Here is a 15,601-nt window from a genome sequence, read left to right as displayed (position 1 = left end):
GCGGGACGCCCCGGCCGGGCTGGGGCGCGCGGCGCCCATCGCCACCTGCGGACGGGGATTGACGCCGGCAACGCCATGGACCTGGGGGAATTCGGAAACCGCCATGTCGGTATTGGGAATGATGCCCATCAACGAAGGCTGCGTCTTCGAATAGACGTAGACCATGTGCGTTTCGGGATCGTAGCAGCCACCCGGCCAGTTGGTGCCGCCCTGGACGCCCGGTACGGAAATCGTGCCCCAGCGGCCCGGCTTGCTGACCACCGGCGGGGTGAAGAGCGGTCCGATCTTATACTGCTTCACAAACTCCACCGCCTCTGCCCGCAGTTCCGGCGTGAAGTCGATCAGGTCGTCGATGGTCACGCCCTGCACGTCATAGGCGGGCGGCTTGGTCGGGAAAGGCTGGGTCTTGGCGTACCATTCGCCCGGCACGTCGCCGGCCTCCACCTTGCGCTCGACGATCGGCCAGATCGGCTTGCCATTCGTGCGGTCGAGCACATAGAGGAAGCATTGCTTGGTCGGCTGGGCGAGCGCCTTGACGATCTTGCCCTTGACAGGGATGTCGCAGAGGATCGGTGCGCAAGGAATGTCACGGTCCCACAGGCCGTGATGGACGAGCTGATAGTGCCAGCGCCGCTCACCCGTGTCGATGTCGAGCGCCACGAGCGTCTCGCCGAACAGCGCATCGCCGCGCCGGAACAGCCCCATCTCGTCGCCGGTCGGCAGCTCCACCGGCACATAGACCAGGCCGAGTTCCTCGTCGGCGGACATTTCGGCCCACACGCCACCGTTCCCGGCCTCGTCAGCGTCCCCGTTCAGCCAGGTGTCATAGCCGAACTCGCCCTTTTTCGGGATGGTGTGGAAGATCCACTTGCGCTTGCCGGTGCGCACGTCGAAGCCGCGCACATAGCCCTTCACATTCTTACGCACCGCCGGCACGTCGCCCGCCGTATGCGCCGCACCCACGACCACCACATCGCGCGCGATCAGCGGCGTCGCGTGCAGGCCGACATCGGACGTATCGGGATCGATCTCCTGATCGAAGTCCTTCTTGAGGTCGACGATGCCGTTGGTGCCGAATTCCGGATCGGGAATGCCTGTCGCGGCGTCGAGGGACACCAGCTGGTAGCCGATCGTCACGAACAGGATGCGTTCCTTCGTCCCGTCGGTCCAATAGGAACAGCCATGGCCCGAAAGCTGGCGCGGCGAGTTGAGCGCGCGCTGCCCTTCGTCCTTGCGGAACATCCACAGCAGCTCGCCGGTCTCCGCGTCGACCGCGATGCAGTCGCGCCGCGATCCGGCGGTCAGGAACAGCCGCCCCTTGACCAGCAGCGGCGTCGGTTCGAACTGATATTCCTTGCGCGCGCCGAGCACGTCGGTCTTGAAGCTCCAGGCGACCTGAAGATCCCCGAAATTGTCCGCGTTGATCTGCGCCAGGGGCGAATAGCGCGTGTTCGCCTGATCGGCTGCATAATGGCGCCATTCGGTGTCCGGGCCGCCGGCCGGCGTAGCTGCAACCGCCTTCTTCACCGGATCGAGGCCGATGGCGGCCACGGCCGCAGCCGTGCCGCCAAGCAGCTTGCGTCTGGTTATGTCATGTATCACGCCTTCAACCCCTCTCCAGTTTCTTGCGCCGGCGGCTCCTGCCTTACCAGCTGACGGCGATATACTTGGCCTCGCAATATTCGAGCAGGCCGTGATGCGACCCCTCGCGGCCAAGGCCGCTCTGCTTCACGCCGCCGAAAGGCGCCGCCGCGTCGGACACCAGCCCACGATTGACCGCGACCATGCCGCACTCGATCTTCTCCGCCAGTTGGAGCCCCTTCTTGAGGTCACCGGTGAAGACATAGGCAGCAAGACCATATTCGGTGGCGTTGGCCAGCGCGACAGCGTCGGCCGGATCGTCGAACGGGATCACCGCCGCCACCGGGCCGAATACCTCGGTCGACAGAATCTCCGAGCCCGGCTGGACGTTGGCGATCACCGAAGGGGGATAGAAATAGCCTGCGCCTTCCGGCTTGACGCCGCCCAGCTTGACCTCCGCGCCGCGGTTGAGCGCATCCGTCACCAGATGCTCGATCTTGTCGATCGCCTTGCGGTTGATCATCGCGCCACACTGGGTGGCGCTGTCGAGGCCGGGGCCCATCTTCATCGCGCCCATGCGCTCGACCAGCTGCGCGACGAACGCGTCGTGGATGCCGCGCTGGACATAGAAGCGGTTGGCGGCAGTGCAGGCCTCGCCCGCATTGCGCATCTTGGCGATCATCGCGCCCTCGATCGCCTCGTCCAGGTCGGCGTCATCCAGCACCAGGAAGGGCGCATTGCCGCCCAGTTCCATGGACGAGCTGATGACCTGGTCCGCGGCCTCGCGCAGCAGGATGCGGCCGACACCGGTCGACCCGGTGAAGGACAGTTTGCGCACGCGCGGGTCGTGCAGGATGCGGCTGCACACCGGACCCGGCTCGCTGGTGTTGACGACGTTGACCACGCCTGCGGGCACGCCCGCGCGGCGCATGATCTCTGCGACGGCCATCGCCGTCAGCGGCGTTTCGGCCGCCGGCTTCAGGATGCAGGTGCATCCTGCGGCCAGCGCCGGAGCGATCTTGCGCGTCGCCATCGCGGCGGGAAAGTTCCAGGGAGTGATCAGCAGCGCGATGCCGATCGGCTGATACTGCACCATGATCTTGTTGGCGCCGGAGGGCGACAGGCCCAGCTCACCGTTAATGCGCACCGCCTCTTCCGCATACCAACGGAAGAATTCGGCTGCGTACGCCACCTCGCCGCGGGCATCCGGCAGCGCCTTGCCGTTCTCGATCGAGATGAGCTGCGCCAGCCACTCCTGCTCCGCCATCATCGCGTGGAAGCAGGCGAGAAGGATGTCGGCACGCTTGCGGGGCGGAGTCGCGGCCCAGTCCGCAGCGGCGGCATCAGCGGCGTCCACCGCAGCAATGCCTTCCGCCTCGCTCGCATCCGCGACCGAGGTCAGCAGCTGCTCCGTCGCCGGATCGAGGACATCAATGCGCTTCCCGCTGGCGGAGGGCACCCAGGCGTCGCCGATCAGCAGATCGGTCGGAATGGAGAAAGGGCCGGCGTAGCCTTCGGTGGTGGTGCTGGTATAGCTGTTCGTCGTCATTGCGGAACCTTCTAGGGATCAGGCCGTGCGCAGCGCTTCCCGCTCGCCCGAGAAGGCCGCGCGGGTGATGCTCTGCATCGCCGACAGATCGAGGGGACGGGGATTGTTCTTCACCAGCCGCGCGGCGTTCAATGCGTTCTGCGCGACGAAGTCCTGCTGGTCGGCCTTGAGCCCCAGGGCTTCGAGCGACCGGGGAATGTTCACCTTGCCGAGCAGATCGGCGACGGCATCGATGAACGCCTGCGACATCTCCTCGACCGAACCTTCGGGCAGGCCGATCACCTTGGCGAGTTCCGCAAAGGCCTCGGCGCAATAGGGCCGGTTGTACTGCATGACATAGGGCAGCAGCGTCGCCACGCCGTCGCCATGGGCGGTATGAGTCAGATTGCCGACCGGATACTGGATTGCATGGGCCGCCGCCGTGCCCGCCGTGCCGAAGGCGCAACCGGCCGAAAGCGCGGCGACCATCAGGCCCTCGCGCGCCTCGACATCGCTGCCGTCGCGATAGCCGCGCTCCAGAAAACGGAAGACGTTGGCGACCGCGAGCCGGGCGAAATGGTCCGACAGCAGGTTCTTGCCGACGAACACATGTTCCTCGGTCAGCATCGGATCGGCAGCGCGCGCCAGCGTCGTATAGGCCTCGACCGCGTGGGTGAGCGCATCGGCGCCCGAACAGGCGGTCAGCCCCGGCGGGCAGGTGATGGTGAGATCCGGGTCGCAGATCGCGACGAGCGGGATCAGATAAGGGCTGGCGATCCCAACCTTAGCGCCACGCTGGTCGTCGGAGACGACCGCCACGGGGGTCACTTCCGATCCTGTGCCCGACGTCGTGGGCATCGCGATCAGCGGCATCACGGGACCGGGAACGGCGAACTCGCCATAATAAGAGCGGATGTCGCCGCCATGCGTCAGCATGACGGCGACAACCTTTGCCATGTCCATCGAACTGCCGCCGCCGATACCGATCACGAGATCGGCTTCGAAGCTCCGCACTTCCTCCACACATGCCTCGATCGATTCGATCGGAAGATCCGGAATCGTCTGGTCGAAGACATGAGTGTGGAGACCGTGCGCCTGGAGATCGGTCACCATCGCCGCAAATTCGGGCTGGGCGGCCTGCCGTGCATCGGTGCACAGCAGGGCTCGTTTGCCCAGCTTGCTGGCGACGGAACCGAGCGCATGGCGCTGGCCGCGTCCGAACAGGGTGGAGCGCGGAAGGCGCAGGGCGCCGAAGGCGGAAGCGGCTTCGATCACTTCTTGCTGCCGTCTGCTTTATATTGCTGGAGATAGGCGACGATGTCCGCGCGATCCTGCGCAGACTGGAGACCGGGGAAGATCATCTTCGTACCGGGCACCAGCTTCGACGGTCCCTGCAGCAGCTTGTCGAGGTTGGCGGCGTCCCATTTGATGCCCGACGCCTTCATCGCCGGCGAGTAACGATAGCCCGCCTCGCTGCCCGCGGTCCTGCCGACGACGCCGTTCAGCGCCGGACCGATAGAGCGCGCAGGGTTGGGACCCACCTTGTGGCAGGCCGCGCAGCGCGCGAACAATTGCTGGCCATGGGCGGCATCGCCCTTCGGCACAGCGGCCGCGATGGCCGTGCCCGCCAGGGCAACGGTACCGATCCCGGCAACCAACATCCAAATCTTCACGTGTCTTACCTCCTCCATGCGCGTGCAGCGCAAACTTCAAACCAAGGCGCCCGGGCGCTTCAGATACTTTTTGGTAATCGCCTCCGCGGTCCAATACGCCAGCGCACCGACCGGACCGGTCGGATTGCGTCCGGCATTTTGCGGAAAAACGCATGAACCCAGCACGAATACGTTGGGCACGTCCCATGACTGGCAATATTTATTGAGCGCGCTGGTGTTCGGATCATCGCCAAACACGACACCCCCTGTATTATGGGTCGTCTGATAGGGCGCGCTGTTGAAATGGCCGATGGCGCGCGGGCCACCGGGTCCGCCCGGCTTGCGGCCCATGATCTCGCCCGCGATCTCCTGGCAGACGGCACTGTGCGCGGTCATGATCTTCGTCTCATTGGGCTGCCAGTCGAAGGTGAGCCGCAGCAGCGGGCGGCCGAAGGCGTCGCGATAAGTCGGGTCCAGGTCGAAATAATTCTGGCGATAGCTCATCACCGCGCCTTGGTGGCCGATGCCGGCGACATGGTGATAGGCGTCCACCATCGCCTGCTTCCACCCCTTGCCCCAGCGCGGCGCGCCGGGCAGCGTCGGGTGATAGGTCAACGGGTCGCCGCTGTTGCTGCCGATGCTGATGCCGCCGCCGCCGATATAGCCTGCCTTGGCAAAATCATAATTGTCGCCGTTGAAATCGTCGATCCAGGTTCCCAGCGCCCCCGATCCCATGAACGGGTTGGTGAAGGTGTTCTTGTCGAGCAGCAGGAACGCGCCGCCGCCGCCCTGGAAGGCGTAGTTGCGGCCGATGACGCCTGTGTTCGTCTTCGGATCATAAGGCTTGCCGATGCCCGAATGGAGCATCAGGTGGACATTGCCCGTGACGAAGGCGCCCAGCACCACCAGGTCGGCGGGCTGCTCCAGTTCCCGCCCGCGCGCGTCGACATAGGTGACGCCCGTCGCGCGCTTGCCGTCGGAGGACAGGTTGACCTTCACCACGGTGGAATTGGTGCGCAGCTGGAAGTTCGGGTTCTTGCGTGCCAACGGCAGCATGAGGAAGTGCGGGCTGGCCTTCGCGTTCGCCTCGCAGCCGAAGGCGGTGCAATGCCCGCAATAATGGCACTGGCCGAGCGTGATCCCGTCGGGGTTGGTATAATCCTCCGAGCAGTTCGCCGTCGGCACCGGGAAGGGATGATAGCCCAGATTCTGCGTCGCCTTCTCGAACAGCATCATCGTGTGCGATGCCGTCATCGGCGGGGTGGGATATTCGTTCTGGCGCGGCGCCTCGAACGGGTTGCCGCCCGGGACATTCTTCCCCTTGATATTGCCGGCCTTGCCGGAAATGCCGCAGACCTTTTCGAACTTGTCGTAATAGGGCTCCAGCTCTGCATAGGAGAGCGGCCAGTCCTGGAGGTTCATGTCCTCCGGAATGATGCCCTTGCCATATTTTGCGACCGTGCCGGAGAGCATCTTGTGCTCCCATTCCAGCCAGCGCCAGGTGAGTCCGGACCAGTGCGCGCCCGACCCGCCGACATTGGTGCCGGGCCAGTAGAAGCCATGCTGGCGGATCGGCAGCGCGACCTGATCCATGCTGTTGCGGAAGGTGATGGTCTCCTGCGACAGGTCCTGCACCATGTGCAGGCGGCGCGAATATTTGAGCGAGTCATGCGCCTGCGGCCCGGAGAAGTCAGGCGTGGTGTCCTGCGGCCGGCCGCGTTCGAACATCACGACCTTGAGGCCGGTCGGTGCCAGTTCCTTCGCGACGATGCCCCCGGTCCAGCCGGAGCCGACGATTACCACATCGACGGGTGGCAGCTTCGTCGCCATCACATCAGATCCTGGATGGAGAGCGGCTCGTCGACGCGATAGGGCCGGTTGCGCCATTCCGCGATCTTGTCGGCGTACATTTCGCCGACGCCGGGATAGCCCAGCATCTTCCACGACGCCTTGCCCTTGTTGCCGCCATAGATCGGGTCGGCGAAGAAGCCGTCCATGACGAGCTGGAACAGGGTGTTGAAGAAATAGCGGGTCGGCACGGTCGGCAGATCGATCGACGCGCTTTCCAGCGCGGTCACGACCTTGATCCGGTCGGCTTCCTCCAGCGTGTCGAAACTGTTGCCGGCATAGGTCGCGCTCACATGGTCGTTCACGTCGGCGATGCCGGCGGTCACCAACTGGTTGGGAGTCAGCCGCAATTGATAGCCCTGCTCCGGCGTCCCTTCGAGAAAGGGGCCCTGCAGGTACATGCGATCGCCATTGCCCCAGCCGCCGTAAAGCTGCCGGTCGACGAAGATCGCGACGCCGAGGTCGGTGCCCTTGGCAGTGAGTTCGTCTTCCGGGATCAGCGTGTCGACGAAGGCTTCGACAAAGGCAGCCTCGTCGGGATTGAGGAAGACATAGCCGGGGCGCGGCTCCCCGCCGGCAACCGGCGCGGCATGGTTCATGCCGGCCATGTCGTGGCCGCCCGCAGCAGGCGGGGCAGCGGCGGGTTCGCCCTGCGCCGCCACGGCCGCGGCAGTCGGCACGGCAGCCACGCCCAGGCCGAGGCCTGCCAGCTTCAGCAGCGTGCGCCGATCCGTGGTTGCCTCATCCGTCACGTCTGCATTTCCCCTTCGACCAGCTTGCGCGACGCGTCGATGCGTAGGAACAGGACAGCCGCGATCAGGCAGAGCACCGACAGCACGGAGAAGGCTGCGAACCAGCCGCTCATGCTCACGATATAGCCCGTCACCGCCGCAGCGATCGCCGCGCCGCTGTTGCCGAGCGTGTTCATGACCGCGGAAACGGAGCCCGCATATTCGCCGCCGATGTCGAGCGTCACCGCCCAGGATACGCCGACCGTCAGTTCCAGCCCGAAGAGCGCGACGCAGAAGCACAAAATGCTGGGCACTGGATCGACAATCGCCGCGGCGAGCGGGATCATAGCCGCCGCCAGCAGGAAGCCGACGACCGCGACGATCCGGCGTCCCATCTTCAATCCCACGCCCCGCTTCACCAGCAGATCGGATGCCCATCCGCCCAACAGGTCGCCGATCACGCCCGCCATCAGCGGCATGCTGGCGAACAGCCCCATCAGCGCAATGTCAAAACCGCGCGCGTCGTGCAGATATTTCGGGAACCAGGTCAGGAAGATGTTGATGCTGTAGGCATAGCAGAAATACATCGCCGACAGCGTCCAGAGCCGCGGGTTGGACAACAGGCGGCGCCAGGGCACGGACACCCGCGCCTTGCCCGCGCCCAGTGCGCCCTCGATGATCGCCAGTTCGGAGGCGTTGACGGACTTATGCTCGCGCGGTGTGTCGCGATAATACCAGAACCAGAGCGCAGCCCAGGCCACGCCCACCAGCGCAAAGACAAGGAACGGCATCCGCCAGCCGAACTGGACGATCAGCAGCGCCACGAACACTGGTGTCAGCGCGCCGCCGAGGCGCGCGCCCGCATGGGTCACGCCCTGCGCCCAGCCGCGTTCCGACGGCAGCATCCAGCGCGACAGCGAGCGCGTCGCGATGGGGAAGGCGCCCGCCTCCCCCATGCCGAACAGGAAGCGGCAGACCATCATCGACCCGGCCGACCAGGTCAGCGCGGTGGCGGCGGTGAAAGTCGACCACCAGAGCACGACGCCGGTCAGCGCGCGGCGCGGCCCGAACCGGTCGCCCAGCCAGCCGCCGGGGATCTGGAACAGCGCGTAGGAGATCGAGAAGGCCGCGAAGATCCAGCCCATCGTCACCGGCGTGAAGCCATATTCCTGCTCGATCACCGGCGCCGCGGTCGCGATGACGACGCGGTCCATATAGGTGATGAGATAGGCGAGAACGGTCAGCCACAGCACCGCATGGCGGGCACGGGTGGGGCGCAACCCGCTGGCCCGCGCGGCTGCTACCGCTTCGGCTTCCCGTTGGTCCGCTGCCGTCGCGCCTCCGCTCACGGGCGAGCACCGCAGGCGCCGGCGTCACGGCCGACGCAGGTCTCCCAGATCGTCGGCACCTTGTTGCCGCCGATGAAGACCGTGTTGATCGCACGGGTGTTACGGATGTCGACGGTGGGATCGCGGTCCAGGACCAGCAGGTCGGCCCATTTGCCCGGGGCGACGGTGCCCACGTCCTTGGCGCCCATGATCTCTGCATTGGCGCTGGTGGCGGCGGTCAGCGCCTGGAGCGGCGAGACGCCGGCCTTGACCATCAGCTCCAGTTCCCAATGGGCGAAATAGCCGGGGAAGCGGGCGGTGGGACCGCTGTCGGTGCCCATGCCGTAGCGGATGCCCGCCTTTACCTCGCGCCCGAAATTGTCCATCGCATTCTTCAGCGTCGGCGCATATTTCGGGAAATTGGGGCCACTCGCCAGCTTGGCCGCGCGCTCCGGGCTCTCCAGCTCCTGGAGCACCGCAGGCGTCACTCCTCGGTTGAAGAAGGGATCCTTGAGGAAGGGCAGCGTCTTGTAGGTGAAGGATGCCTCGCGGCTGAGGGTCGCAGCCATCTGCCACACGCCCTTCGCCTTCATCTGGCTGAGCAGCGCGTCGTCCACCGGCCGGTCGCGGACGGAATGGGCGAAGGCGTCCACGCCCTCGCGCGTCAACTCAGCGGCGTTGTTATAGTAGAAGATGTGGGCAACGGCCTTCTTGCCGTCCTTGTGCGCCTCGTCGATCACCGCGCTGCTGATCTGCGGCGGCATCCGCTCGGACAGCTGTCCGAACTCATCATCGACCCACAGCTTGATCATGTCGGCGCCGTTGGCGGCCTGCTTGTCCACCATGGCGCGCGCCTCCTCGGGCGTGGCCACCGACTGCTCCAGGCCTGGCACGCCGCCATAGCTGCCCTTGAAGACAACGCCGCGGCCGACGGTGTAGACCCGCGACATGGTCGGACGACCGGCGCGAAGCCGCTGGATGGGATAGATCAGATCCTGCTCCGTACCCAGCGTCTGCACCGTGGTGATGCCGTAGGCCGCATAGATCTTCAGCTGATTCTCGATATTCTCGGCCGTCTGATATTTGATGTCCTGCTTGATGCCGTCGACCAGGCCCAGATGGACGTGGCTGTCGATCAGGCCGGGCATCAGATATTTGCCCTTCAGCTCCTCGACCTTCGCGCCATCCGGCACCTTGAGGTCGCCGACCGGGCCGACCCAGCTGATCTTGCCGTCCGTGATGACCAGCGCCTGGCCCGCCACCGGCTGCTTGCCCGTACCGTCGATCAGCGTGAAGTCGCGCAGCACGACCGTGTCGGTCTTGGTTTCCGCCGTCGGCGCGCAAGATGCGACGGTTGCCATGACGGCGCACGCCAGGAGCATTTTTTTGACCAGAGATGCAGACGGCATATCAATCCCCTCCAGATCCATTTCATATCCTATATGATCCGGTTGGGGATGTGGTAAGTCGTGCCTTCCGCCCCGTCAAGTAACTTTCCGTGCCGCTGGAAAACGGGGCAGACGGTCAGCTACGCAGGGTGCCCGAGGCGCGGTCCATGCGCTGCTGCGAGGAGGTCAGGTGCTGGCGGACCGATTCTTCAGCCGCCACGGGATCGTGGGCGAGCAGCGCCGCGATGATCAGCTGATGCTCGCGCGCGGCCGCTTCCGGCGCATTGGGCTGCGCACCGTTCTGGTAGAGTGAGCGGAAGATCTGGAGGTGGGAGTGCAGCCTTTCGATCGTTTCCTCGATCAGCCGGTTGCCGCTGCCCCGCGCGATCAGGCGGTGGAGTTGGGCGTCGGCTTCCGCGAATCGCGCATAGGCCTGCTCGTCGCGGTCAACGACCGCGTCCATCTCCGCCTGGATCGACTGCAGGATGGCGAGCGCTTCGTCATCCATATGCTCCGCCGCCCGCGCCGCGGCATAGGGTTCGATCAGGACGCGCAGGGTGTAGAGGTCGTGGACCTCCTCCGGCGTCATCTGAGGGCTGGCGCGGTAGCCGACATTGGTTGTCTTGTAGACCAGCTTTTCGGCTTCCAGCTGGCTCAGCGCTTCCCGGATGGGGGTTTGGGAAATGCCGAGCTGCCGCGCGACGGTATCGATGGGAATACGCTCGCCCGGCGCGATCTTCACCGTCATGAGCATCGAAAGCAGATGCTGGTAGGCTCGCTCCACGAGAGTCATACCGCCGGAAGGCCGCGGTGCGGAGGCGGCGGCATCGGCCGGCATGGGCATGATGGGAAGATCGGACATGGGCTGAAAAGCTACCCTATGAATGGCCCCGGAAGATATAGTATATTTTACGAGCTTCAATGGCGTTGTTGCATACTCATATAATAACGCCGCCGGAAATCAGTCCCCGTCCAGCGCCAGCAGCGCAAAGCTCGCCAGCCAGTGTTCGCCCATATAATCCCCCGCGACATGCGGCAAGCTGGCGGCGAGGTGCCGCTCCGTTGCGGCGAGGATCGGCGCGATGCGCTCGTCGTCCTGCGGCAATGCCGCCGCGATGCCCTGCCAGCACCAGGCGCGGCTGAGGTTGAGGCCGTCGAGATGCGCGATCTTTCCGTCGCTGCGATCGGACACGATAGCGGGGGTGAAGAGGCTTGCCGGTTCCCCATCACGCAGGCGCGGCAGGAATCCGTCGAACCAGACGAGGAAGTCTGAGCGCGGCAGCAGGCGGCTCATCAGCAGCGCTTCGCAGAGGGCGGAGGACAGGAACTCGTCCCCGCCCGGCTCCCACGCCTGGCAGTCGCGATCGTTGCCGAACCAGTGCAGCGCCCGCTCGCGGATCAGCACGCGAAGCGCCTCGTCCCGCCCCGCGGCCCAGCCATCTGCGAGGATCAGCGCAAAGGCGATATTGAAATGCGTGCCCACCCGCAGCGGATAGGTCAGCTTGGGCAGGAAGGCATGGAAGCGCCCGGCGAAGTCCCGCGCGAGCGGCGCCAGCGCTGCCGCCCAGGGCGCGGCGTGCCGTTCCAGTTCCGCATGCAGTGCCAGCAGCCAGGCCCAGCCATAGGGCCGCTCGAACCCAGAGCTCATCGGCCGGGCGAGATAGGCGCGTTCCCCCGCGGCCTTTTCCGGCACCAGCATGGCATCGGCACGGGCGCGGATCTCCGCCGCCTGCGGCAAATCGGGATACAGGCGCAGCAGCCGCATGACCTGCCACCAGCCATGGACGCAGCTGTGCCAGTCGAAGCTGCCATGGAAGATCGGATGATGCTCCGCCGGTTCGAGGACATCTTCCGGGCCGTTGTAGACGAGGTCCATCTTGAACGGATAGCGCCGCCCGAGATGCGAGAGGGTCAGGCCGGCGAAGCGGGCGGCGATGTGGGCGGTGAGGTGGGTCATGGGAAAGCTAGCCAGTATATGAGCATGATGTTGACCGTCAGCAGCGGCAGCGCAGTGCCGACCTGCCGCCGGATGACGCCATATTCGTCCTTCAGCTCCAGCAGCGCGGCGGGCACGAGGTTGAAATTGGCAGCCATGGGCGTGAGCAGCGTGCCGCAGAAACCCGCCAGCATGCCGATGGCGCAGACCACCGCAGGGTCGCCGCCATAGCGCCGGATAAGCAGCGGCACGCCGATCGCTGCGACCATCACCGGAAAGGCGGCGAAGGCATTGCCCATGACGATGGTGAACAGCGCCATGCCGAGGCCATAGGCAAGGACCGCGCCGAACAGGCTGTCGGGTATCGCCGCCTGGATCAGCGTGCCGACCGCGTCGCCGACGCCCGCCAGCGCGAACACCGCACCCAGGCTGGCGAGCATCTGCGGCAGGATCGCCGCCCAGCCGACCGAATCCATCAATCGCGCGCCCTGCCGCAGCGACACCGCCGGCGCGGCGCGCAGCCGGGCCAGCCCTATGCCGAGCGCAATCAGCACGCCCAGCGCCAGCGAGAGCAGGGTGGCCTGCTTGGCCTCGAACAGGGCGGGAAACTGCTTGAAGAGGAAGGTGCCTGCCAATGCCGTGACCGGTATGACCAGGGCAATGGCGAACAGGATATTGCCATGCCGCGCCGCGCGGGTCTGCCGCTCCGAACTCGGCACCTCCTCCCCCTGCCCGCGCCGCATCAGGCCAAGGCCGGCGAGCGCCACCAGCGCAAGTGCGAGCAGTCCGTTGCCAAGGTCGCCGATCCTGTCGCCCGCCCACATCGACAGCGCCAGCAGACCCCAGAAGGCGGCATTGCCGAAGCGCCGTCCCTGTAGCGCGATCAGCGCATAGGCGGCGAAGAAGGCACCCGCCAGCGCATAGACCCACGGCAGGCCGATCATCCGCGACCGCCTTTCCGCGCGAGCCGCCGGTCGAGCCGCCACAGCCGGAAGCCGTGGATCAGGAAGGCGGCGATCGCGGTCGGGATCGCCCAGACCGACAGCGCCAGCGGCTCCAGCAGGATGCCATATTGCTCCAGCAGACCCCGGATCAGCAGGATCGACCCGATGGCGAGGAAGATGTCCTCGCCGAAGAACAGGCCGACATTGTCGGTTGCCGCCGCCCAGGCCTTGATCTCCTCACGCTCCTTGTCGTCCAGTCCGCCTGCCTGCCGGTCCGCCGCCGCCTCCGCGATCGGCGCGACCAGTGGCCGCACGGTCTGCGGATGGCCCGCCACCGACGTCAGCCCGACCGCCGAGAGCGCCTGCCGCAGCAGCAGATAGCCCGCGAGGAACCGCCCCGCCGTCGCGCCGCGCATCCGGCCGATCAAGCCGCGCGCGCGCTCCTGCAGACCATAGGCCTCCAGCAGGCCGACGACCGGCAGCACGACCCAGATGATGCTCACATAGCGCGCCTCGTTGAACGCCTTACCGAAGGCTGAGAGAATCTCGACCGGTCCCAGCCCGGCCGCCAGCCCGGTCACCAACGCGGAAGCGAGGATCACCAGCAGCGGATTGAACCGCAGCAGGAATCCCGCCGCGATCACGGCGATGCCCAGCAGCACCCACATCAGCCCGTCCCTCGCCCGCGCGCCAGCCCCATGCCTTGAAGCGCTACAGCCATTGCGGGCGCTTGGCTACGGCCGATCCTGCCAGACCGTGTCCTCGCGCTTTTCGGGGCGGATGTAGATGGACGTGAGTTCCGGGATCGCCGCCTTCAGCTCCGCCTCGATCGCCTCGATCAACGTCTCGCCCTCGCCCATGCTGACGCTGTCGTCGAAATCCGCGCTGATCGCCACGAACACGGCATCCGGCGCGGTATGGATGGTGCGGACATGATTGACCGCGGTGATCTGCGGGCGCCGTTCGAGCGCCTGCCATACCCGCTCGATCAGCGCCGGATCGGCACTCTCGCCGATCAGCAGGCCCTTGGCCTCGCGCGCCAGCAGGACGGCGACCAGCGCCAGGATCAGGCCGATTGCGATGGAGGCGCCCCCGTCGATCCGCGGGTCGCCAAAATGGTGGCTGGCCCAGACGCCCGCGCCGGCGAAAAGCAGCCCGATCAGTGCCGCGCTGTCTTCGAACAATACGATGAAGCCCGCCGGGTCCTTGGACCGGCGGACCGAACGCCACCAGCTAGCACCGCCCCGCTTGGCGTTGAACGCGCGTACGGCGATGCTCCAGGAGGTACCCTCCAATGCGAAGGCGACGGCCAGCACGACATAGTTGACAGTGGGATCGCGCAACGGCTCCGGCGCGACGATATGGGCATAGCCTTCGTAGATCGACACGCCCGCGCCCACGGCGAAGATGAGGATCGCGACCACGAAGGCCCAGAAATAGAGTTCCCGCCCATAGCCGAAGGGATGCGAGCGGTCGGCTGCCCGGCGGGCGCGATGCTGGCCGTAGAGCAGGAGGAGCTGGTTGCCGCTGTCCACCAGCGAGTGCACGCCTTCCGTCAGCATGGAGGAGGAGCCGCTGATCGCCGCGGCGACAAACTTGGCGATGGCGATACCCAGATTGGCGGCCAGCGCCCCATAGAGGACGATATTGTCCTTGATCCGGACACCCACCCCGCCCGCCACGCTCAGAGCCAGCCTACCCGTTTGAACCGGATATAAAGCAAGGTGCAGATCAGCGCGATCACGCCCAGCACCACGAAATAGCCATCGTGTGTCTTGAGCTCGGGCATGTTCTCGAAATTCATGCCATAGATGCCGGCGATCGCGGTCGGCACCGCCAGGATGGCCGCCCAGCTCGCCAGTTGCCGCGTGATCGCGCCCTGCCGCTGCGATTCGAGCAGATGGCTGACCTCGAACACCGACGTCAGCACGTCGCGCAGGTTCTCGACCATGGATTCGACGCGGCGGACATGATCCAGCACGTCCTTGAAATAGGGCCGCACGTCCGGGTCCATGCAAGGCAGGTCGATATGCGCGAGCCGGCCCGCCATTTCCGACATCGGGCCCAGAATGCGACGGAAGCGGATGATTTCCCGCCGCAGCGTGAAAAGGCGCGTGGTCTCGTCCCGGTCGAGGAAATTGTCGATCGCGCGGCCTTCCATGTGCAGCACATTCTCCTCGATCGTCTCGACGATCGGGAAATAGCCATCGACGATGAAGTCAAGAATCGCGTGCAGCACATAATCGACGCCGTGGGCGAGGAGGGTCGGCGACGCCTCAAGCTGCGCGCGCAATTCGGTATGCGCCCGCGCCGATCCGTGCCGCACCGAGATGATATGGTTGTCGCCGACGAAGATCGCCGTCTCGCCATAGAGGATGCGGTCGCCCTCCAGATGGGCGGTGCGGGCGATGACGAAGAGCTGGTCGCCATAGATGTCGACCTTAGGCAGTTGATGCGCCTTCAGCGCGTCCTCCACTGCCAGCGGATGCAGCCCGTAATGGGCCTGGAGCAGCCGCAGTTCCTCTTCGGAGGGCTCGACCAGCCCGACCCAGACGAAATCCTCGGTCCCAGCCAGATCCGGCGCTTCGTCGAGCGAGACATTTCCGGCCGGGCGGCCATTGCGATAAAGGGTGGCTGCGACGACGCTCAAATGGCGGTTCCTTGG

At 65.7% G+C, this 15,601-nt stretch carries 14 protein-coding genes; all 14 read right to left on the bottom strand.

The features are described from left to right. On the bottom strand, positions 1–1,602 hold a 1,602-nt coding region (locus M529_RS29570; protein ID WP_021316861.1), incomplete at its 3' end, for an outer membrane protein assembly factor BamB family protein. Between the two features lie 43 nt (positions 1,603–1,645). Further along, positions 1,646–3,130, bottom strand: coding sequence for an NAD-dependent succinate-semialdehyde dehydrogenase (locus M529_RS29565; RefSeq protein ID WP_021316860.1), 1,485 nt, complete (start codon positions 3,128–3,130; stop codon positions 1,646–1,648). A gap of 18 nt (positions 3,131–3,148) precedes the next feature. Then, positions 3,149–4,384, bottom strand: coding sequence for an iron-containing alcohol dehydrogenase (locus tag M529_RS29560; RefSeq protein WP_021316859.1), 1,236 nt, complete (start codon positions 4,382–4,384; stop codon positions 3,149–3,151). Next, positions 4,381–4,782, bottom strand: a complete 402-nt coding sequence (locus tag M529_RS29555) for a c-type cytochrome (protein ID WP_021316858.1) — start codon at positions 4,780–4,782, stop codon at positions 4,381–4,383. Before M529_RS29555 ends, M529_RS29560 begins: the two co-directional genes overlap by 4 nt. 36 nt (positions 4,783–4,818) lie before the next feature. Then, positions 4,819–6,591 (bottom strand): GMC family oxidoreductase, encoded by a 1,773-nt coding sequence (locus M529_RS29550; protein WP_021316857.1) that lies wholly within the window; start codon positions 6,589–6,591, stop codon positions 4,819–4,821. Then, entirely contained in the window at positions 6,591–7,361 is a 771-nt protein-coding gene (locus M529_RS29545) for a gluconate 2-dehydrogenase subunit 3 family protein (protein WP_021316856.1), read from the bottom strand. The genes M529_RS29550 and M529_RS29545 overlap by 1 nt, the downstream gene beginning before the upstream one ends. After that, entirely contained in the window at positions 7,358–8,689 is a 1,332-nt protein-coding gene (locus tag M529_RS29540) for an MFS transporter (protein ID WP_040600344.1), read from the bottom strand. Before M529_RS29540 ends, M529_RS29545 begins: the two co-directional genes overlap by 4 nt. Next, the gene (locus tag M529_RS29535) at positions 8,686–10,050 is read right to left on the bottom strand and encodes an amidohydrolase family protein (RefSeq protein ID WP_031294465.1); all 1,365 of its coding nucleotides are present in this window, start codon (positions 10,048–10,050) and stop codon (positions 8,686–8,688) included. The genes M529_RS29540 and M529_RS29535 overlap by 4 nt, the downstream gene beginning before the upstream one ends. Before the next feature lie 142 nt (positions 10,051–10,192). Next, the gene (locus tag M529_RS29530) at positions 10,193–10,918 is read right to left on the bottom strand and encodes a GntR family transcriptional regulator (RefSeq protein WP_021316853.1); all 726 of its coding nucleotides are present in this window, start codon (positions 10,916–10,918) and stop codon (positions 10,193–10,195) included. A 99-nt stretch (positions 10,919–11,017) separates the two neighbouring features. After that, complete coding sequence (locus tag M529_RS29525) at positions 11,018–12,013, bottom strand: DUF2891 domain-containing protein (protein ID WP_021316852.1); 996 nt, start codon at positions 12,011–12,013, stop codon at positions 11,018–11,020. Next, positions 12,010–12,936, bottom strand: coding sequence for a DUF979 domain-containing protein (locus M529_RS29520; protein WP_021316851.1), 927 nt, complete (start codon positions 12,934–12,936; stop codon positions 12,010–12,012). The genes M529_RS29525 and M529_RS29520 overlap by 4 nt, the downstream gene beginning before the upstream one ends. Then, on the bottom strand, positions 12,933–13,604 hold the full coding sequence (locus tag M529_RS29515; RefSeq protein WP_021316850.1) for a DUF969 domain-containing protein: 672 nt from the start codon (positions 13,602–13,604) through the stop codon (positions 12,933–12,935). Before M529_RS29515 ends, M529_RS29520 begins: the two co-directional genes overlap by 4 nt. A 66-nt stretch (positions 13,605–13,670) precedes the next feature. After that, positions 13,671–14,618 (bottom strand): cation diffusion facilitator family transporter, encoded by a 948-nt coding sequence (locus tag M529_RS29510; protein WP_031294464.1) that lies wholly within the window; start codon positions 14,616–14,618, stop codon positions 13,671–13,673. 2 nt (positions 14,619–14,620) lie between these two features. Beyond that, positions 14,621–15,586: a magnesium and cobalt transport protein CorA gene (locus tag M529_RS29505; RefSeq protein WP_021316848.1), complete on the bottom strand. Its 966-nt coding sequence runs from the start codon at positions 15,584–15,586 to the stop codon at positions 14,621–14,623. Positions 15,587–15,601 lie beyond the last annotated feature (15 nt).

The sequence above is a fragment of the Sphingobium ummariense RL-3 genome (assembly GCF_000447205.1).
Taxonomy (GTDB): domain Bacteria; phylum Pseudomonadota; class Alphaproteobacteria; order Sphingomonadales; family Sphingomonadaceae; genus Sphingobium; species Sphingobium ummariense.
Note: the sequence above shows the minus strand (reverse complement) of the source record. Positions and strands in the feature narration are given on the sequence as shown.